General features: G+C 46.2%; 18 protein-coding genes. All 18 read right to left on the bottom strand.

What is annotated here, in order from left to right:
- Positions 1 to 19: 19 nt before the first annotated feature.
- The 18 genes from asd to BN1002_RS08070 all read right to left on the bottom strand — a co-directional run bounded on the left by asd (position 20) and on the right by BN1002_RS08070 (position 20,629).
- The gene (gene asd / locus BN1002_RS08155) at positions 20 to 1,072 is read right to left on the bottom strand and encodes an aspartate-semialdehyde dehydrogenase (protein ID WP_048824505.1); all 1,053 of its coding nucleotides are present in this window, start codon (positions 1,070 to 1,072) and stop codon (positions 20 to 22) included.
- Between the two features lie 179 nt (positions 1,073 to 1,251).
- Positions 1,252 to 1,845 carry a dipicolinate synthase subunit B gene (gene dpaB, locus BN1002_RS08150; protein WP_048824504.1) on the bottom strand — a complete coding sequence of 198 codons (594 nt, stop codon included), beginning with the start codon at positions 1,843 to 1,845 and terminating at the stop codon, positions 1,252 to 1,254.
- Entirely contained in the window at positions 1,842 to 2,744 is a 903-nt protein-coding gene (dpaA, locus tag BN1002_RS08145) for a dipicolinic acid synthetase subunit A (protein WP_048824503.1), read from the bottom strand. Before dpaA ends, dpaB begins: the two co-directional genes overlap by 4 nt.
- Positions 2,745 to 2,923: 179 nt before the next feature.
- Positions 2,924 to 3,172: a YlmC/YmxH family sporulation protein gene (locus tag BN1002_RS08140; RefSeq protein WP_048824502.1), complete on the bottom strand. Its 249-nt coding sequence runs from the start codon at positions 3,170 to 3,172 to the stop codon at positions 2,924 to 2,926.
- 127 nt (positions 3,173 to 3,299) lie between these two features.
- A complete protein-coding gene (locus BN1002_RS08135) occupies positions 3,300 to 4,538 on the bottom strand; it encodes a M16 family metallopeptidase (protein ID WP_048824501.1) in 1,239 nt (412 codons plus the stop codon).
- Between the two features lie 100 nt (positions 4,539 to 4,638).
- Complete coding sequence (locus BN1002_RS08130; protein ID WP_048824500.1) at positions 4,639 to 5,592, bottom strand: polysaccharide deacetylase family protein; 954 nt, start codon at positions 5,590 to 5,592, stop codon at positions 4,639 to 4,641.
- Between the two features lie 202 nt (positions 5,593 to 5,794).
- The gene (gene pnp / locus BN1002_RS08125) at positions 5,795 to 7,912 is read right to left on the bottom strand and encodes a polyribonucleotide nucleotidyltransferase (protein WP_048824499.1); all 2,118 of its coding nucleotides are present in this window, start codon (positions 7,910 to 7,912) and stop codon (positions 5,795 to 5,797) included.
- 170 nt (positions 7,913 to 8,082) lie between these two features.
- Positions 8,083 to 8,352, bottom strand: a complete 270-nt coding sequence (gene rpsO, locus BN1002_RS08120) for a 30S ribosomal protein S15 (RefSeq protein WP_048824498.1) — start codon at positions 8,350 to 8,352, stop codon at positions 8,083 to 8,085.
- 156 nt (positions 8,353 to 8,508) lie between these two features.
- Complete coding sequence (gene ribF / locus BN1002_RS08115; protein WP_048824497.1) at positions 8,509 to 9,459, bottom strand: bifunctional riboflavin kinase/FAD synthetase; 951 nt, start codon at positions 9,457 to 9,459, stop codon at positions 8,509 to 8,511.
- A 71-nt stretch (positions 9,460 to 9,530) separates the two neighbouring features.
- Complete coding sequence (gene truB, locus BN1002_RS08110) at positions 9,531 to 10,454, bottom strand: tRNA pseudouridine(55) synthase TruB (protein ID WP_048824496.1); 924 nt, start codon at positions 10,452 to 10,454, stop codon at positions 9,531 to 9,533.
- Between the two features lie 53 nt (positions 10,455 to 10,507).
- Positions 10,508 to 10,879 carry a 30S ribosome-binding factor RbfA gene (gene rbfA / locus BN1002_RS08105; RefSeq protein ID WP_048824495.1) on the bottom strand — a complete coding sequence of 124 codons (372 nt, stop codon included), beginning with the start codon at positions 10,877 to 10,879 and terminating at the stop codon, positions 10,508 to 10,510.
- A gap of 15 nt (positions 10,880 to 10,894) precedes the next feature.
- Positions 10,895 to 11,173, bottom strand: a complete 279-nt coding sequence (locus BN1002_RS08100; protein WP_048827833.1) for a DUF503 domain-containing protein — start codon at positions 11,171 to 11,173, stop codon at positions 10,895 to 10,897.
- Positions 11,173 to 13,779: a translation initiation factor IF-2 gene (infB, locus tag BN1002_RS08095; RefSeq protein WP_048824494.1), complete on the bottom strand. Its 2,607-nt coding sequence runs from the start codon at positions 13,777 to 13,779 to the stop codon at positions 11,173 to 11,175. Before infB ends, BN1002_RS08100 begins: the two co-directional genes overlap by 1 nt.
- Positions 13,780 to 13,798: 19 nt before the next feature.
- Entirely contained in the window at positions 13,799 to 14,101 is a 303-nt protein-coding gene (locus tag BN1002_RS08090) for a YlxQ family RNA-binding protein (RefSeq protein WP_048824493.1), read from the bottom strand.
- The gene (gene rnpM, locus BN1002_RS08085) at positions 14,101 to 14,382 is read right to left on the bottom strand and encodes an RNase P modulator RnpM (RefSeq protein WP_048824492.1); all 282 of its coding nucleotides are present in this window, start codon (positions 14,380 to 14,382) and stop codon (positions 14,101 to 14,103) included. Before rnpM ends, BN1002_RS08090 begins: the two co-directional genes overlap by 1 nt.
- 18 nt (positions 14,383 to 14,400) lie before the next feature.
- Positions 14,401 to 15,537: a transcription termination factor NusA gene (gene nusA, locus BN1002_RS08080; RefSeq protein ID WP_048824491.1), complete on the bottom strand. Its 1,137-nt coding sequence runs from the start codon at positions 15,535 to 15,537 to the stop codon at positions 14,401 to 14,403.
- A gap of 92 nt (positions 15,538 to 15,629) precedes the next feature.
- Positions 15,630 to 16,100, bottom strand: a complete 471-nt coding sequence (gene rimP, locus BN1002_RS08075; RefSeq protein ID WP_048824490.1) for a ribosome maturation factor RimP — start codon at positions 16,098 to 16,100, stop codon at positions 15,630 to 15,632.
- Positions 16,101 to 16,300: 200 nt separating this feature from the next.
- Positions 16,301 to 20,629 carry a PolC-type DNA polymerase III gene (locus tag BN1002_RS08070; RefSeq protein ID WP_048824489.1) on the bottom strand — a complete coding sequence of 1,443 codons (4,329 nt, stop codon included), beginning with the start codon at positions 20,627 to 20,629 and terminating at the stop codon, positions 16,301 to 16,303.
- Between the last annotated feature and the right edge of the window lie 65 nt (positions 20,630 to 20,694).

Below are 20,694 nucleotides of genomic sequence, written 5' to 3'. Positions count from 1 at the left end.
ACCTCAAAATTTGTTTCTGTTATTTCGCTTTAACAACGCCTAATTTTACGAGGCTTTCAGCGATTTGGACAGTGTTCCAGGCTGCGCCTTTCAGCAGGTTGTCAGAAACGACCCACATATGGAAACCCTTGCTGTTATCGAGGTCCTTCCTGATCCTTCCGACAAACACGTCGTTTTTGCCAACACAATCGGCAGGCATCGGATAGACCTGGTTAGCCGGATCATCCTGGAGCACGACACCCGGAGAATCTTTCAATAGTTCTTTTATATTTTCGGCTGAGACTTCTTCCGCTTCTATTTCAAAATAAACTGATTCGGAATGGCCCGTCTCAATTGGAAGCCTGACACAGGTAGCGGCTACCTGAAGGCTTGTATCATGCATGATTTTCTTTGTTTCATTTATCATCTTCAACTCTTCAAACGTAAATCCATTCTCTTCAAACTTATCGATTTGTGGAATGGCGTTGAAAGCAATTTGGTAATGCTTATCACCTGTTTTGACTGGAAGCACCTTAGGTTCATAGGTTTTCCCTTCAATAAGCGCGCTTGTTTCCAGCTTCAATTCTTCAATGGCCGCCGCTCCCGCTCCGGAAACTGCCTGATAAGTGGAAACGATAATTTTCTTCAGGCCGTACTTTTTCCGGATTGGCTCCAGGGCAACCACCATCTGAATCGTAGAACAATTCGGATTTGCGATGATTCCTTTATGGGTATGGACATCCTCTTCATTTACCTCAGGAACTACAAGGGGAACTTCCGGATCCATACGGAAAGCACTAGTATTATCAATAACGACCGCACCGCGTTTCGCTGCTTCAGGAGCGAGTGCCAGTGACACGCTTCCCCCGGCGCTGAACAACGCGATATCGATTCCCTCAAAGCTTTCTGGTTTAGCCTCTTCTATAACGAACTCTTTGCCGCCGACATTGACTTTTTTTCCCGCGGAGCGTGCCGAAGATAGCAAAACAAGCTTTTTATACGGAAAGTCCCGTTTTGTTAGAGTTTCAATTATTTGCTGGCCAACAGCACCTGTCGCTCCGACCACAGCGATCGTTAATCCATTTTCGTTCATTTTCAAATGCCCCTTCCCGTTAAAAAGCTTCCTTTAAAAATTATCTTTGACTGGGAACCATTTTGGTTCCTTTTAAAAGTATATCAGCGGGCGAGGCCCGCCGACAAACTTTTCTCCATTCTATCATAATCCCTTTATAATTATATAATCAATAATCCTTTAAGGTGGCGGTAGTTTCTTCAATCTAAATATCTTTCTACGAGTACAGGCTGCAATTGTTCCCCCTGCATCGCGGCCTCCACCGTTTCTTTTAATAGGGTCATTCTCGCCACCATGGAGTTAGGCTTGTTTTTCGGATCGTCCTGGCCGAACGGAATGAAAAAGATGTTTTTTGAAGCGAGCAGCCTCATTAGGTTGACCCCATTAAGCCCTAAAGCATCATTGGTCGAAATGCCAAGGACAACAGGCTTTTGATTCCTTAATGTTGCCTTGGCCGCCATCAGCACAGGCGAATCATTAATCGCATTCGCAAACTTGCTCATGGAAGCACCTGTCATCGGGGCAATGACCATGCAATCAAGTGGTTCCTTCGGTCCGAGCGGTTCCGCTTTTACAATCGAATCAATGGCTGTTTTACCTGTTAGCTTTTCTATTTTCTCAATCCAGTCTTCGCCTTTGCCAAATCTCGTTTCGGTATTTTTTACTGTAAACGTGACAATTGGAACTACTTCCGCACCTTCGTTTACAAGGCGCTCGATTTCCGGATAAACAGCATCATACGTACAGTGTGAACCTGTCAGCCCAAAACCGATTCTTTTTCCTTTTAAACTCATTGTGATTTCCCCTTTCGGTTTTTAAGGTCTCCCTGCAGTAATTGTGTAAGAACATTTGCCAGAATGCGCCCAGCTGTCTTTGGCGCAACAATTCCCGGCAGGCCAGGAGCCAGCAAGGCTTTAATCCCCCTCTTTTCCGCATAGCGGAAATCCGTTCCCCCCGGTTTGGAAGCTAGGTCAATGATTAACGTATGAGCGGCCATTTTTGAGATGACAGATGCAGTAACAATAGGTTGGGGTATTGTATTGATGACAATATCAACATCACTTAATTCCTTTTCAATTTCTGATATGTGAAAAGGCTGAAGTGCCATTTCGGTAATTCTTGCCAAGTATTCACTCTTTCTGGCTCCGACCTTTACTTTTGCGCCAAGGGCGGAAAATGCCCTGGCGACACTCATACCCGTTCTTCCTAATCCGAGAACCGCTACTTTCGAGCCGTGGATAGTAAAATCCGTATGCTGGATCGCCATCATAATCGTTCCTTCTACTGTAGGAATCGAATTGTAAATGGCGACATCATCGCGTTCGAAAAGCTGGACTAGCCGCCTTTTTGCCTGCTTGGCAATCCCTGTAAGGTAAGCATTGCTGATACCGGAATAAATTGTGCAGGCTTCAGGAGCCTTGGAGATGATATCCGCGGTTAAAATAACCTGTTCGTTCGAAAAGATTGTTTCCACGTGGCCTTCGAGGCTCGTTCCCGACACAGGCAGAATAATGGCGTCAATCCCGGAAAAATCCGCTTCGAAAAGTTTCTCCTTGTGCGCTCCCGTAAAAGCATGGTCCAACTGTTCAAACCCAATCAGTGAAAGCTTCGCATCCAGCTCGGCCAGTTTCCTGATTATTTCAAGCTGCCTTGCATCACCGCCGATAATGGCTATCTGCATCCCTGTCAGCATGAAACCCTTCACCTTCTTTTTTCAAAATCATTCTCTTTGACCAAGTCTTCAAGCTACTTAACATTTTATGTATGAAGGCGAAGTTCGGTGAACAAAGAAAAAGGCATCAGCCCATTTTGATAAGGGCCGATGCCGCATGATTCCATTCTTATAAAAAGGCATTTAAACGCTCACTTAGACTACCCATTGTCACTTCCAGGCAAGTCAATAATAATCATATCAGCACCGATTTTCTTGATATGCTTCCATTGGACACGGATTTCATCCCCTTGTTTCCGGAGCCCAAACCACTTCAATGAAGGAATTAGCAACGCCTGGATCTGGCCTGTCTGCTCATTAATCTCAAGATCCGTCTGGCCAAGGACACCAAGCCGTTCGGCCCGCTTGACATCGACAATCTCTTTGCCGCTTAATTCGCTTAGCCTCATTTAAACTCCCTCCCCTCTCCTTTGTATAGTGTATCTTCCAATGGAGGGAAATAGACTAAGCGAATGGGACATAGCGATTCCAGCGAAAAAAAAAAACAGCCGTATTCACGGCTGCTGTTTGCAAAAATCACTTCATATTGTTTGGAAGCGTACCTTCCGGGCTGATGAGGGCAAGAGAAGAATGGTCAGTAAAAATCCTTTTGGCCAACTCATCGACACCGTTTTTCGTCACGCTGTCAATCAGGTCGATAATCTCATCCAGGGAACGATGCCTTTTCAATAGCAATTCATTTTTCCCGTTCCGGCTCATCCGGCTGTTAGTACTTTCAAGGCTGAGCATAAGACTGCCCTTCAGCTGCTCCTTGCTATTGTTCAATTCCTTTTCCGTAATTCCATCCCTCTTCAACGTGTCAAGGGTATCCTGGATAGTCTCATAGAGGGTGTCCAGCTGGCGAGCACCTGTACCGCCATAAATGGTTACTATGCCGCTCTCCTGGTATGCGGAATGGTAAGAAAACACGGAATAAGCGAGCCCTCTCTGTTCACGAACTTCCTGGAACAAACGGCTGCTCATGCTACCTCCCAGCACATTATTGAGGACAATGAGGCTGTAAATATCTTTATGGCCAACTTTTAAGCCTTCATAGCCAATGCAGAGATGGGCCTGTTCTGTCTCTTTTTTCCTTGAAAGTCTGTTGGCGTGGAAAAACGGCTTATCTTCAAGGACAGTGGCCTTTCCTCCTTCATAGGAACCAAACTGCTTCTCGACCTTGCTTACAAAGGAATCCTCGATATTGCCGGCGATGGAAATGACGACATTTTCAGGAATATAGTGGTTGAAAATATACTCTTGGAGTTTTTCCCCCGTGAAGGTTTCAAGGGTTTCCTCCGTTCCGAGGATCGGGTAGCCAAGCGGATGATTTTCATAAACGGCTTTGCTTAGTAAATCATGGACAATGTCATCCGGTGTGTCCTCATACATTTTAATTTCTTCCAAAACAACATTCTTTTCCTTTTTCAGTTCCTCACTGTCAAAGACCGAATTGAAAAACATATCTGAAAGGATTTCAAGCGCGAAATCCGCATGCGTATCAAGCACCTTTGCATAATAGCACGTATATTCCTTTGAAGTGAACGCGTTAACCTGGCCCCCGATACTGTCAAAGGATTCGGCAATTTCACGTGCTGACCGTGTTTTTGTTCCCTTAAAGAACATATGCTCGAGAAAATGAGAAATTCCATTGTTGTCTGGTACTTCATTCCTGGAGCCGGTGCCGATCCAAACTCCGATTGCTACAGAGCGGACTGTCGGGATATTTTCCAGGACAATGCGTACTCCATTTTGGCAAGTATATTTGTTAATCATCGAATTCCTCCTGTTCTTGGACAACTGCTGCGGCTAGTTCTGAAATCATTTTACATGTTTACTGGCAATTCTCCAAATTTTAAAGGGCATTCATCCGTTTTTATTCAAATACCCCAGATCTCTTCTCTGAAATCAATTCTGAAACGGTGCCTATTTTTAATTCTTTTTCTTTTATAGCGGCAATCATTCTTTCCAATGCTTTTGCAGTCGGGTCTGTCGGATGCATAAGGATGATGGTGCCGTTTTCAGCTTTCGGAATAATACGGCTCAGAATCACCTCAGGGCTTGGCTTTTGCCAATCGATTGTATCCGCGGTCCACATGACTGTACCCATACCGAGGCTTGCCGCTAATTCAGGCGTATTCACGGCCAGCGTTCCGCTTGGGGGAGCAAACCATTTGCAGGTGATGCCAGTAGTTGCTTTAATCACTTCATTTGTTTTCTTCATTTCCTCTATTGCTTTATCGGGTGGGATTTTCCCCATATGAGGATGGGAATAGGAGTGGTTTCCAATCTCATGCCCAGCATCTGAAATCATTTTTGCAAGCTCGGGATTCTTCTTTACCCAATTTCCCTCCAGAAAGAAACTGGCATAAACATTGTGTTTTTTCAAGGTTGCCAGCATATCTGGCAGATACTCGTTTCCCCAGGCAACATTTATGATAAAGGCGACCATCGGTTTTTCCGGATTTCCTCGGTAGACTGGTGCGGGAGGCAGGTCCCTCAAATGGACTTTTGGTTTTATTTCCTTAAACACAAGTTTTTCCTTCTTATACTTTCCCGCCGCTTTCATCTTTTTATAAGAAGCTGGAATATCCACTTCCAGCCCATTGTATCCGGGAATGGCTTTCCATACTTTATCGATCCGTGCGTCGGATGCCGGGATTCGGACCTCAGCCGCGGAAGCTGCAATCTTTTCGTATAATGGATTTGCTTGCTTGATTGCCGGCCTCGCTCCAGTTTTTAATGTATCAAGATAACTGCTTACATAAGGGTTTGCCACAATTGAAATAGCAAGGAGACTTGCAAAAAGAAAAAAGCCGGTCCTTCTCATTCTATCCTTCCCCCTTCCCTAAACACTATGTTTTTAGGAAGTGTGATAGAACAAGCCTTCAGGACAGGCAAAAGTTAAATACTCCCGCCTAGCCCTTTCCTATGAGTTGGCTAAAAATGATAAAAAGCCAGGGGAAACCCCCGGCTCCGGAATACATTTTTCTAGTTTTAATTACACAGTTTAGAGTTTGAGCGCGGCTGGATTACTTATCTTGCTCCGCTTTTTCGCGCTGTTCCTTCAGGACTGCTTTACGGGATAGATTTACTCTTCCCTGTCTGTCGATTTCAGTAACCTTAACCAACAATTCATCGCCAATCTTAACGACGTCTTCCACTTTTCCGACTCTCTCTTCAGCGAGCTCGGAAATATGAACAAGGCCGTCCTTGCCGGCAAAAATCTCAACAAACGCTCCGAACTTTTCAATTCTCTTTACTTTGCCCAGATACATCTGTCCGACTTCAACTTCGCGGACAATATCTTCAATGATTTTCTTAGCCTTTTGGTTCATCTCTTCATCGGATGAAGCAATGAAAACTGTTCCATCTTGCTCAATATCAATTTTGACGCCAGTTTCTTCAATAATCTTGTTGATTTGCTTTCCACTTGGGCCAATAACATCCCTGATTTTGTCAGGATTGATGGTCATGATCAAGATTTTAGGAGCATACTTGGACAACTGGGACCTTGGCTCGGAGATAGTCGCAAGCATTGAGTCGAGGATTTGCATCCTGCCTATTTTCGCCTGCTCAAGTGCTTCCTCGAGAATTTCCCTTGAAAGGCCTTCAATTTTAATATCCATTTGCAGAGCGGTTACCCCTTTGGAAGTTCCAGCAACTTTAAAGTCCATATCGCCAAGGTGGTCTTCCATGCCCTGGATATCTGTTAATACTGTATAATTTTCACCCGATTTAACAAGGCCCATCGCGATCCCGGCAACAGGAGCCTTAATTGGCACCCCTGCATCCATCATGGCCAAGGTGCTGGCACAAATGCTTGCCTGGGAGGTTGACCCGTTTGATTCGAGAACTTCCGAAACAAGGCGGATCGTATAAGGGAAGTCTTTTTCATCAGGAATCATCGGTTCAAGTGCTCTTTCTCCCAACGCCCCATGGCCGATTTCCCTGCGGCCAGGTCCTCTGATCGGTCCTGTTTCCCCTACAGAGAACAACGGGAAATTATAGTGGTGCATAAATCGCTTTTCTTCCTCGAGACCCAATCCATCAAGAATCTGGACGTCTCCCATCGCACCAAGAGTACACACGCTCAAAGCCTGGGTCTGTCCGCGGGTGAAAAGACCGGAACCGTGAGTGCGCGATAAAATGCCTACCTGTGAGGACAGCGGTCGGATTTCATCCGCTTTTCGGCCATCCGGGCGGATTTTTTCTTCCGTAATCAGGCGGCGAACTTCATCTTTTACAAGTTTATCAAGTATTTGCTTAACTTGCTTAATATCCTCATCTGTTGCTTCCTGTTCGGCATATTTCGCAAGTACTTGGTCCTTTACTTCTTTAATGGCTGCTTCACGGGCATGTTTCTCCTGCACCTGAATCGCACCAATCATATCCTTCTCACAGATCTCAAGAACTTCGGACTTTAAATCCTGGTCCACTTCATATAAGGAAATCTCGCGCTTTTCCTTACCGCAAACCCTGATGATTTCATCCTGGAATTCAATGAGGCGTTTAATTTCTTCGTGGCCGAACATAATCGCTTCAAGCATGACCTCTTCAGGTACTTCTTTCGCACCTGCTTCAACCATGTTGATCGCGTCCCTTGTCCCTGCAACAGCCAGGTGGATATCGCTCTGTTCACTTTGCTCGACGTTCGGATTGATGACGAACTTGCCATCCACCCTGCCAACAACCACACCGGCAATCGGCCCCTCAAACGGGATGTCGGAAACACATAGCGCCAGGGACGAGCCGAACATGGCCGCCATATCGGAAGGGCAGTCCTGATCCACGCTCATGACGATGCTGATTACCTGGACATCATTCCTGAAACCATCAGCAAATAGCGGACGGATTGGACGGTCGATAAGTCGGCTGGCGAGGATCGCTTTTTCACTTGGGCGCCCTTCGCGTTTGATGAAGCCGCCGGGAATTTTTCCTACGGCGTAAAGACGCTCCTCATAGTTGACTGTCAACGGGAAAAAGTCGACGTTTCTTGGATCCTTTGAAGCAGTTGCAGTACTCAGTACAGCTGTATCACCGTATCGGACAAGCACCGCTCCGTTGGCCTGCTTTGCCAGCTGGCCGATTTCGACGGTGAGTTTGCGCCCCGCCCAATCAATGGAAAACTCTTGTTTCACTGATTCCATATAGTTATTCCCCTCTTTCTGGCTCAATGCATTCAAAATGCGGCTATTTATTTCATAACAAATTAATGTTAGTATGCTCAAATTGCAGTTAGCTTACAATATGTATAACGCCAGTAGCCTGTCCTTATTTTTACCTAACAAAAAAGCGGGAAAAATCCCGCTTCTTTAGACTATCGACGTAAGCCAAGCTTATTGATTAACTCACGGTAGCGTTGAACGTCTTTATTACGCAGGTAAGTCAAAAGGTTACGGCGCTTACCAACCATTTTTAGAAGACCACGGCGTGAGTGGTGATCTTTCTTGTGCGTGCGCAAATGATCGTTCAGATTGTTAATCGATTCTGTAAGGACAGCGATTTGGACCTCTGGGGATCCAGTATCGTTTTCATGAGTTTTGAACTCATTGATCAATTCATTTTTGCGTTCTTGTGTGATTGCCATCCTGGTTCACCTCCTAAATTTTCAAATCCCCATTTACTGAGCAAGCGTCGGTGACTCGACTTGCCAAGCAAAGGTTCTTTTTAATACGTTAATAAGAATACACGTTTTCCTTTCAAAAAGCAAGCATTATCCTTGCGCTGAAAAGGGATTGCCTATTTAATTACCGGAGACTATTCCAAAGTAAGCTGCCGCTTGTTCCTTGTCGGCGGATATTTGGGCGACGAGTGCATCAATCCCCGAAAACTTCTTTTCCTCCCGAAGACGCTTATGCCATTCAACGGTTGCCTGCTCCCCATATATCTCTTCATTGAAATGAAAAATATGGACTTCTATCGATAGCTTCGGCTGATTTTCCTTAAATGTCGGGCGGTATCCCGCATTACACACCCCATAATGCCAGTTACCCTGGATTTGGATTCTGACTGCATATACTCCGGCAGGGGGAAGTATATAAGGGTCTTTCAGCTCGATATTCGCGGTTGGAAAGCCAATGGTTCTGCCGCGTTTATCGCCATGGGCCACGGTGCCTTTAGTTGTAAAAGGCCTTCCCAACAATTCCTCTGCACCCTCCATTAGCCCCATGGAAATGAGTTCACGGATTTTGGTCGAGCTGATTTTTTCATCATCTTTGGCCAATTTTTCAACAGTGGCATGCGTAAACATTTCCCTTGAATGAAAAGGAATTGTTTCCATCGTCCCTTTTCCCATCCGGCCATACGTATAGTCAAAGCCAGCAGTAACGTGGGCAATATTCAATCCGATAATGTATTGGTCGATAAACTCCTGCGGGTTCAGCCTGGCAAACTCCTGAGAAAAATCGATAAGGAACAGATAGTCCACACCCAGATTTCCTATAAGATTGATTTTTTCATCCAGGGGAGTAATGTGGTTTACTTCCTGTTTAAGCTGGCCGAGCACAGCCCGCGGGTGAGGATGAAAGGTCATGACTGCCGATTTAAAGCCTCTTTGCTTTGCGATTTCCAATGCCTGCCCAATAACCTTCTGGTGGCCAAGGTGGACACCGTCAAAATAACCGAGCGCAGCAGAGGTTGCCGGCATTTCATCTTTATTCTTATGATGGGGATATCCCAGCCTGATTACTTCCACAATGGTTCACCTTTCCTGAAAAAACCGCTGTTCCACAGCCTGAAGAAAACTCATTCCGGGAGCAGCATTCCTTAATTTTCCCTCTCATTCCGAAGCACTTTTACCGGCTTCATCAGCCCTTCTTTCTCCGGATGTTTACTGTAAATGGCCATTACCTTACCAGCCATATTTTCGACAGCTATCGGTCCAGACACTTCGCTGAACTCATCCGGGAGAGGGAGACGGGCTCCATTCATTACTTTCTCTGCTACTTTATCACTTATCCTGTATTTCGGCAAATGCATTAAGGCGGTCTCAATTGGCTGTAAAGCCTTGTCAATTTCGCCTTTTTCCATCAGTTCTTCAATATCATTAAAATGGTAGCAGTCTTTTAGCAAATAGGTGGCCGAACGCGTCCTGACCAGCGAGGACATATGGGCTGGTAAGCCGAGGCGTTCTCCGATCATCACGGCCAAAGTCCTGATATAAGTCCCTTTGCTGCATTCAGCATGAAACTTGAAGGAGATTTTGGAACCGCTGAAATCATTCCGTTCATCCAATAACTCAAGTTTATATATCTGTACTTTTCTAGAAGGACGTTCAACCTCAATCCCTTTTCTGGCATATTCATACAGCCTTTTTCCATTCACTTTTACAGCGGAATACATAGGAGGCGTCTGAATAATTTCACCGGTCAATGATTCGAATACATCAAGAATTTCCTGCCTTGTAATGATACGATTCACTGGCGACTCTTCTATAATCTCCCCTGATGCATCCTCTGTTTCTGTAGAAACACCAAGCGTCACTTCACCTTCATATGCCTTGCCTGCATCGGTTATGTATTCGGCTACCTTAGTCGCCCTTCCTATACATATGGGGAGGACTCCGGTTACATCCGGGTCAAGTGTGCCGGTATGGCCGACTTTTTTCGTCTTTAATATTTTCCGAAGCTTAAAGACACAGTCGTGGGAAGTAAGGCCTGCTGGTTTATAAAGCGGCAAGATTCCTTCCATTTCTATACCTCCTTGCAAAAAAGATGGATAGACTTTCGTCTACCCATCATCCATTACTCCTCGTGATCGTCTCCACTCTGTTTTTCTTCATTATGGATTTTCGTTAGGAGTGTTTCAATTCTATTTCCGTAGTCAATCGATTCATCAAACTCAAAAACAATTTCCGGAGTTTTGCGGAGCCTGATTCTGTTTCCGATTTCCGATCGGATGAAACCCTTGGCTTTGGCGAGACCCTTAAGGGTATTTTCCCTTTGTTCCTCGTCACCAAGCACAGAAATATATACGGTTGCCTGCTGAAGGTCGCCTGTAACCTGAACATCGGTTACTGTCACGAAACCAATGCGGGGATCCTTAATTTTTCGGCCGATGATTTCACCAAGTTCTTTTTTCATCTGCTCTCCAACCCGGTTTGCTCTAAGACTCATCTATGTCACCTCTTTTTACAGCCATTCTATATCGGTGATGGTTCTTTCTATTTCCGGAAAGGAATCAATCAATTTGAGGGCATTCTGTATTTCCTGTTCCACAGGAACTTTCGAGGAAGCCACGGCAGTAATCGCAATGGCGGTCCGCTGCCAGGCATCCTGATAATCCACTTCTGAAACGGAAACATTCAATCTTTGCCTGATGCGGGTTATTATCCTTTGAAGCACCGCCCGCTTATCCTTAAGAGAAGCGGCGTCATAGATTAAACACTCGCATCGCGCAAGGCCCACAATCATTTCCTTTCCACTTCCTCCATAACAAATGCTTCGATGACATCTCCTTCTTTGACATCATTGAAGTTTTTAATTGTTATACCGCACTCATACCCCTGCGCGACTTCCTTTGCGTCATCCTTAAATCTCTTCAGATCGTCAATAACTCCTTCAAAAATGACGACGCCGTCACGAATCAGGCGGACACCGCTATCACGGGTGATTTTCCCGTCTGTAACATATGAACCGGCAATTGTTCCGATTTTCGAGACTTTAAAGGTCTGGCGGACTTCTGCCTGGCCAATGATCTTCTCCTGGAACTCAGGGTCAAGCATCCCTTTCATCGCCGCTTCGATTTCCTCAATTACCTTATAAATAATCCTGTGCAGGCGCACATCTACCTTTTCAGCCTCAGCTGCCCGTTTCGCATTGGCATCAGGGCGTACGTTAAAGCCGACCACAATCGCATTGGACGCAGCAGCAAGGGTAATATCAGACTCATTAATAGCTCCAGCGCCTGAATGGATGATCCGGACATTGACGCCTTCAACATCAATTTTCATCAGTGACGCGGCCATCGCTTCAGCGGTGCCCTGTACATCTGCTTTAATGATGATATTTAAGTCTTTCATTTCCCCTTGTTTCAATTGTTCAAACAAATTGTCAAGGCTCACGCGGGTTTTCTCTCCGCGGGATGCAGCAAGAGACTGCTGGGCACGCGCCTCGCCAACCTGGCGCGCTGTTTTTTCATCATCAAATACAACGAACCGGTCGCCAGCCTGAGGTACCTCACTTAGTCCAGTGATTTCGACAGGTGTAGAAGGTCCCGCTTCCTTGACCCGGCGTCCTTTATCATTGACCATTGCGCGGACACGGCCGAATGTGGCGCCAACAACAATCGGGTCGCCAATTTTCAGCGTACCATTTTGGACTAGCAAGGTCGCGACTGATCCGCGGCCCTTATCCAACTGGGCTTCTATAACCGTACCCACCGCTTTGCGTTCCGGATTCGCTTTATACTCCTCAACCTCACTGACAAGAAGGATCATCTCCAGCAGGCTGTCAATCCCTTCCCTGTTCTTAGCGGAAATCGGGACAAAAATCGTATCGCCGCCCCAAGCTTCTGGAACGAGGCCGTGCTCAGTCAATTCCTGCATAACCCTGTCCGGGTTAGCCGATGGCTTATCCATTTTATTAACCGCTACGATAATTGGAACCTCCGCAGCCTTAGCATGGTTGATTGCCTCGACTGTTTGTGGCATGACGCCGTCGTCAGCGGCGACAACAAGAATGGTGATATCGGTAATCTTTGCTCCGCGCGCGCGCATTGTTGTGAACGCTGCGTGCCCTGGAGTGTCCAAGAAAGTGATTTTCTTGCCATTTTCCACTACCTGATAAGCACCGATGTGCTGGGTGATTCCTCCAGCCTCACCTTCAGTAACCTTTGTATGGCGAATCGAATCAAGAAGGGTTGTTTTACCATGGTCAACGTGGCCCATGATTGTAACGACAGATGGCCTTTCAACCATTTCACCCGGTTCATCCTCGGTGAAATAAACCTCGAGATCAGTCGTATCAATTCTAATTTCCTCTTCGACTTCCACCCCATACTCGCTTGCAATCAGTTCAATTGCATCCTTATCAAGCTCCTGGTTGATGGTGGCCATTACTCCAAGAAGGAAAAGCTTCTTGATGATTTCTGATGGCTCCCGGTATAGCTTTTTGGCAAGTTCAGCCACAGTGAGCGACTCGGTGAAAGTAATTTTGGCTGGCAGCTCTCTTTCCTTTCTTTCCGGAGGCGCTGTATGCTGCTGTTGAGGCCTTTTGCCAGGTCTATTCCTGTTTTGGCCTTGATTTGGCCTATTAGGAGTTTTCCCTTTATTGAATCCTTTATTTTCTTTTGATCTGAAATCATTGTTTTTGCTATCAGCTGATTTTGGTGCGCCTGGCTTTGCCGGCCTTTGGTTGTTCGAAGTTCCGCCTTGCTGGCCACCCTGTGGACGGTTTTGCTGGCCTCCCTGCGGACGGCCTTGCTGGCCACCCTGTGGACGGCTTTGCTGGCCTCCCTGCGGACGGCCTTGCTGGCCTCCCTGTGGACGGCTTTGCTGGCCTCCTTGCGGACGGCTTTGCTGGCCTCCTTGCGGACGGCTTTGCTGGCCTCCTTGCGGACGGCTTTGCTGGCCTCCCTGTGGACGGCTTTGCTGGCCTCCCTGCGGACGGCTTTGCTGGCCTCCCTGTGGACGGCTTTGCTGGCCTCCCTGTGGACGGCTTTGCTGGCCTCCCTGTGGACGGCTTTGCTGGCCTTCCTGTGGACGGCTTTGCTGATTCTGATTTCCACCTGGACGACTGCCCTGTGGCCTTGACTGTCCGCCTTGCTGGGAACGATTTGGCTGGTTCCCTTGTCCGAGGCCCGTCTGCTGGGTGCCCTGATGGCCCCTGGCTTGTTGTGGCCTTGCAGGCCTGTCATCCTTTTTATTAAAGATGGCTTCCAGCTTATTGTAGGCGTCCTTTTCAATGGTCGCCATATGGTTGGAAACTTCCACATTCATATCTTTCAATTTTGCAATAATATCTTTACTAGAAACATTGTATTTCTTTGCGTATTCATAAACACGTGTTTTACTCATTCTTTCACCCCCGCTAGTATTAATCGAGCAGTGTCATCAGTTTTTTCGCGAATCCCTCATCCAGTACAGCCACCGTCACACGCGCATCCTTGCCGATTGCCGAACCTAGGTCAAACCTGTTGTCGACAACTCTCCATGGAACTCGGAAAGATTTACATTTATCGGTTACTTTTTTGGACGTATTGACGGAAGCATCCGCGGAGATCAGGATCAGCTTTGCTTTTCCGCTCCTGATTTCCTTGATGGAAAGCTCTTCCCCTGAAATGACTTTTCTTGCCCGATTTGCCAAGCCAAGCAATGACATCCATTGATTTGATTTCATTAGGATTGCCGTTTCTCCTTTTCAGTAAGCTCAAGGAGCTCTTCATATAATGTAGAATCAATGTCAGTTTGCAAATGGTTTGCCAGTATGTTCTTTTTCTTTGCCAAAAGGATAGCGTCACGGTCAAGGGACAGGTATGCACCGCGGCCCGATTTTTTCCCTGTCAGATCGACTGAAACGTCCCCTTCTTTTGAGCGAACGATGCGAACAAGTTCTTTCTTGGGTTTCATTTCCCCTGTTGCGACACATTTGCGCATCGGAACTTTTCTCATTTTGTTCACGCCAATTCCCTCCGCTTTTTATTCGTTGTCCTCTTCGTACCCGTACTCTTCATCTTCTTCAAAGAATTCTTCCTCTTCATCAAAAAGCCTGATGGCTTCTTCACGAGGGAAGATTCCGATTTCCCTTGCCTCTGTTTCTGCTTTAATATCTATTTTCCAGCCAGTCAGCTTCGCAGCCAGGCGGGCATTCTGTCCCCGTTTTCCAATGGCGAGTGAAAGCTGGTAATCAGGAACGACAACAGTCGTTGCTTTCTCTCCCTCGTTCACCATAACATCGAGAACCTTGGATGGGCTGAGGGCATTCGCTACGAAAATGACCGGATCTTCCGACCATTTGACGATATCGATTTTTTCCCCTTTTAGTTCATTGACTACTGCCTGAACTCTCGATCCTTTAGGTCCGACACAAGAACCGACCGGGTCAACTTCCTCATTTTCGGAATGAACGGAAATTTTCGATCTGTCTCCTGCTTCTCTGGCAACGGATTTGATTTCAACCGTGCCATCGTAGATTTCCGGCACTTCAATTTCGAAGAGCCGCTTCAAAAGGCCAGGATGTGTCCTGGAGACGAAGATTTGAGGGCCTTTCGTTGTTTTTTCAACTTTTGTTATAAATACTTTAATCCGGTCGTGAGGTTTATACTGTTCATTCGGCATTTGCTCATTGACTGGCAGAAGCGCTTCGATTTTCCCGAGGCTTACATAAATGAACTTGGAATCGATCCTTTGGACAATCCCTGTCATAATATCTTCCTCACGATCGATGAACTCGGAATAAATGATTCCCCGTTCCGCTTCACGGACACGCTGTGTGACAACCTGCTTCGCTGTCTGTGCGGCGATCCTTCCGAAGTCTTTCGGGGTCACTTCCATTTCGACCACATCTTCAACCTGATAATTCGGATTGATTATCCGCGCCTCATCAATAGAAATTTCCAGCCTCGGGTCAAATACCTCATCGACAACCTCTTTACGCGCGAATACCCGCATCATCCCGTTATCGGTATTGATATCAATCCTCACATTTTGAGCCTGATTGAAATTTCTGCGATACGCTGAAATAAGTGCTGCCTCAATCGCTTCAATTAATACATCCCTGGAAATTCCCTTGTCTCTTTCCAGTATAGTCAGAGCATCCAATAGTTCGCTGCCCATTGGTACTTATCCCCCTTTAGTCCTGATTTTTAAAAAGTCCTGAAACGCTCTGTGCAAAAAGCTTCCTGCTGTCAGCTGTCCGGACGGCCGAGTCAGCCAAATGTGACTGCGAGCCTGGCGCTGGCTACTTTATCAAATGGGATTTCAACAATCTTTTTTCGCGTTTTGACTTTGATTTCCAGCTTCACGGATTCACCGTCAAACTCAAGTAAAATACCCTCAAATGTCTTTTCATTTTCAATCGGCTCATATGTTTTCACAAACACATTCTTTCCGATTGAAGCCGTAAAATCCTTTTCCTTTTTCAGCGGCCTTTCAGCGCCAGGAGATGAGACTTCCAGGAAATAATTGTGGGGAATCGGATCAAGTTCATCCAGCTTTTCACTGACGCGTTCACTGACTATCCCGCACTCCTCAATGTCAACCCCGTTCTCCTTGTCGATAAATAGGCGCAAAAACCAATCCCGGCCCTCTTTTACATATTCAATATCAACTAATTCCAATCCAAGTTCATTTAAAATTGGCACAGCCAGGTTTTCAACCACTTCAGTTACCTTGCTCATTGCTAACCTCCTTTACTGCTGCTTAACCGGTATTTTGCACGAATATCGGAGACTTGTTTCATTTATACCCGAAAAATGCCCTGGACAACAACGAAAGAGTGGGTTTCCCCACTCTTCCGGACACTTTTGCTTAGTATTTCCAATAAAACTATACCATACACATTTGCTTAAAGCAAATAAGGTGCAAGGCAGGAATCCTTTTAGAAAAGCGACAGCTGGTTTTGTTCTGGAAGCGCGTCGAGGCAGCCTTGTTTTTCAAGATATTCCAGAATGGTTTTAGACACCTTACCCCGCTGCTGCAAGTCTTCTTTTGATAGGAATTCCCCTTCCTCCCTAGCTTTGACAATATTCACCGCCGCATTCGTGCCTAAGCCCGGTATGGAATTGAACGGAGGAATCAAGGTCGTTCCATCGATCGTGAACTCAGAAGCTGAGGATTTATATAAGTCGATTTTTTGGAACGAGAATCCACGTTCACACATTTCAAGAGCCAGTTCAAGGACTGTAAGCAGGTTTTTCTCTTTAGGAGCAGCATCAAGGCCTTTTGCATTTATTTCTTCTATTTTTGCCCTTATTGCTTCTGAACCCCGTGCCATCGCTTCAATATCAAAATCCTCTGCTCTGACGGTAAAATACGCCGCGTAATATAAAAGCGGCATGTGGACTTTGAAATAGGCGATTCTCACAGCCATTAGGACGTAGGCCGCCGCGTGGGCTTTCGGGAACATATATTTTATTTTTTTGCATGAATCAATATACCATTCCGGAACTTCATTCTTCCTCATTTCAGCTTCCATTTCATCAGTAAGCCCTTTTCCTTTACGGACAGACTCCATAATTTTGAAAGCAAAAGCGGGATCGAGGCCCTGGTAGATCAAATAAACCATAATGTCATCCCGGCAGCCGATAACTTCGCTCAGCGTACAGATTTTATTATGGATCAATTCCTGGGCATTCCCCAGCCAGACATCTGTTCCATGCGACAATCCGGAAATCTGGACAAGCTCAGAGAACGTCGTCGGCTTTGTGTCTTCAAGCATCTGCCTTACGAACCTCGTTCCGAATTCAGGAATCCCCAATGTTCCGGTTTTGCACATAATCTGTTCTTCTGTCACTCCAAGTGACTCTGTGCCGCTGAATATTTTCATGACTTCAGGATCATCAGTCGGAATCGTTTTCGGATCGATGCCGCTCAGATCCTGCAGCATCCGGATGACTGTCGGGTCATCGTGGCCGAGAATATCAAGCTTAAGCAAGTTATCATGGATGGAGTGGAAATCAAAATGGGTCGTTTTCCATTCCGACGTAGCAGAGTCTGCTGGAAATTGAATCGGCGAGAAATCATAAATTTCCATATAATCCGGAACAACTATGATGCCCCCCGGGTGCTGGCCGGTGGTCCGCTTAACCCCTACACAGCCGGATGCAAGCCTGTCGATTTCCGCCCCCCTCAGCTGAAGGTTATTCTCCTGCTGATAGGCTTTGACATAGCCAAAGGCCGTTTTGTCTGCTACTGTGCCGATAGTTCCGGCACGGTAAACATATTCTTCACCGAAGAGCACTTTCGTATAGTTATGCGCCCTTGGCTGGTATTCACCAGAAAAGTTCAAGTCAATATCAGGAACTTTGTCTCCTTTGAAGCCAAGGAAGGTCTCAAATGGTATATCATGCCCATCCTTCCGGTATTTTGCCCCGCATTGAGGACAGTTTTTATCAGGCAGGTCGAAGCCTGAACCTACTGAACCGTCATTAAAGAACTCGGAGTGCTTACACTTGACACACACATAATGAGGAGGGAGCGGATTTACCTCGGTAATTTCTGTCATGGTGGCGACAAATGAAGATCCAACCGATCCCCGCGAGCCGACTAGATAACCGTCATCCAGTGATTTCTTCACCAGTTTATGTGAAATCAGGTAAATGACCGCGAATCCGTGGCCAATAATGCTCTTCAATTCTTTCTCAAGCCGGGCTTCCACTATTTCAGGCAACGAGTCCCCATAAATCCTCCGTGCCATTGAATAGCTCATTTCCCGCATTTCATCATCGGCGCCTTCAATTTTAGGTGTATAGAGGTCATCCTTAATTGGCTTGATCGATTCAATCATATCAGCGATTTTATTCGTATTTTCAACGACGACTTCCTTCGCTTTTTTCGAACCGAGGAATTTGAAAGCATCAAGCATCTCATTCGTCGTCCTGAAATGCACATCGGGAAGATTATGCCTGTTTAGCGGATTGGCCCCCCCTTGTGAATTGATCAGGATTTTCCTGTAGATTTTGTCATTCTCATTCAAGTAATGGACATTTCCGGTCGCCACGACAGGCAAGTCCAGCTTTTCGCCGAGTTTGACGATATTGCCAATAATCTCTTCAAGCGCCCTTTCATCCCTGACAAGCTCCATTTCGAGCAAATGGGCATAGACGGGTTTCGGCATAATCTCGAGATAATCGTAAAATGTAGCTGCTTCTTCCACTTCATCCGGGGACTTCTGCATCATCCCTTCAAATACTTCGCCCCGGTCACAGGCGGAACCAACCAATAGGCCTTCACGGTATTTTTGCAAAACAGACCTTGGAATCCTAGGGACACGGTAAAAATAATTGATATGCGCAATGGAAATGAGTTTAAATAAATTTTTCAAACCTGTCTCATTCTGCGCAAGCAGAGTACAGTGGTATGGCCGGGCGCGCTTGAAAGCACTGCTGTTTCCCATATGGTCATTGAACTGGTCATGGTACTCGATGCTCTGTTCTAGCGAATCCTTCAGCATTTTCATCAAAAGGTATCCCGTTGCTTCCGCGTCATAGATGGCGCGGTGATGCTGGGTAAGCTCGACATCAAACTTTTTCGCGAGTGTATTCAGGCGGTGGTTTTTCATCTCCGGATACAAAAAGCGGGCAAGTTCTAGTGTATCGATTACAGGGTTCTTTGCCTTTTCAAAACCAATCTTTTTATAGCCAGTATTCAGGAAGCCCATGTCAAAAGAGGCATTATGGGCAACCAAAATATCATCAGCTGTCCATTCGCGGAAACGGGTGAGCACGTCCCCGATTTCCGGAGCGTTCTGCACCATATCATCCGTTATCCCTGTCAGGTTGATCGTGGTTGCGGACAGTCTGTGGTGCGGATTGGCAAACGACTCGAAACGGTCAATAATTTCCCCTTCCCTTATTTTTACGGCCGCCAATTCAATAATGGTGTCATAAACGGCGGACAATCCAGTCGTTTCAACGTCAAAAACAACATAAGTCTCATCGGCGAGCAGCCTGTGAGAATCGTTATAAGCAATCGGAACACCGTCATCAACGAGATTCGCTTCAATTCCATAAAGAATCTTAATATCATTTTTCTTGCCGGCTGCAAAAGCTTCCGGGAAGGATTGGGCTACTGCATGGTCCGTAATGGCAATCGCCGTGTGGCCCCATTTCTTCGCCTGTCCGACGAGTGCCGCAACCGGTGTGACAGCGTCCATTTGGCTCATTGGTGAATGGAGGTGAAGCTCAACCCGTTTTTCTTCTGCCTGTGCGGTATCTTGCCTTGTTACCGGCCTGATTTCATTCACGTCATTTCCAATCATGATCAAATCACGGACGAACGTATCATTCTGAATGCTCCCCCGGACTCTCGCCCACATCCCCTTTTTCACACGCTGGTACATGGCGGCATCCTCTTTATCCCTTGAGAACATTTTCACCATGATAGAACTTGTATAGTCGGTAATTTTAAACGTTAGCAATGTCCTGCCACTACGCAGCTCGCGTGTTTCGGCATCAAAGATATAACCTTCGATGGCAATTCTCCGTTCCTCATCGACAATATCGATGAGATTGCGGAATTCAGCATCTCCTTTGATCGTCAGACCGATAACGAGCGGCCCTTCGTCACCGCCGGCGCCGTTCTGGTCTTTTTCAGATTCACGCTTCTGCAACTCGGAAAGGGCAAGCCTGGCTCTTTCTTCGTCTTCCTTTTGTTTCGCCTCCATGAATTGCTTGTATTCCTCATTTTTCTCTACATCACTTATGGCGACATCAACAGCGAGGAAGGGAAAGCCGAAAGATTGATAGATGGAGGATATAAGCGCGCCGTATTTCCCTTTAACCGCGCCTCCTTCCGCTTCATTCCTGACTTGGATAAGAAGCTTTGTCCCTTGGAGTTCAGGCATTTGTTCATAAAACAGTTTGAGGAGCGGAGGAGCAATGCCATCTATTTCATTCACGCATTTTTTCCAGTACTCCCAGACCAGATCTTTTGTAAAAGCCTGATCTGAAACTCTCATCTCAAAAGTTACTGATTTGGCAAAAGATGAAAAAGACTCCTTGAGCCGGACATCGAGCATAGTAAAGACTGATGCAGGCAGGATTTTATCTACCATAAGCAAAAAATGCATTTTGCTCTGCTTCCTGCTGATCTGCACCTTGTCGATCCTCGCGTGTTCAAAGTATGGAACGAGGGAATCTTCCGTCATTCCAAGCTGCTGCAATAAGATTCGGAACTTTTCTGTTCCCTCATCTAAATGGGTATTCATTAGACATTCTCTCCCCATCTGGTTCTGGTTCTGTCTGTTTTTCAAAAGTTAATTATATCATAGAT

The sequence above is a fragment of the Bacillus sp. B-jedd genome, assembly GCF_000821085.1.
Lineage (GTDB): Bacteria > Bacillota > Bacilli > Bacillales > Cytobacillaceae > Bacillus_D.
This window is presented reverse-complemented; position numbering and strand designations above follow the sequence as displayed.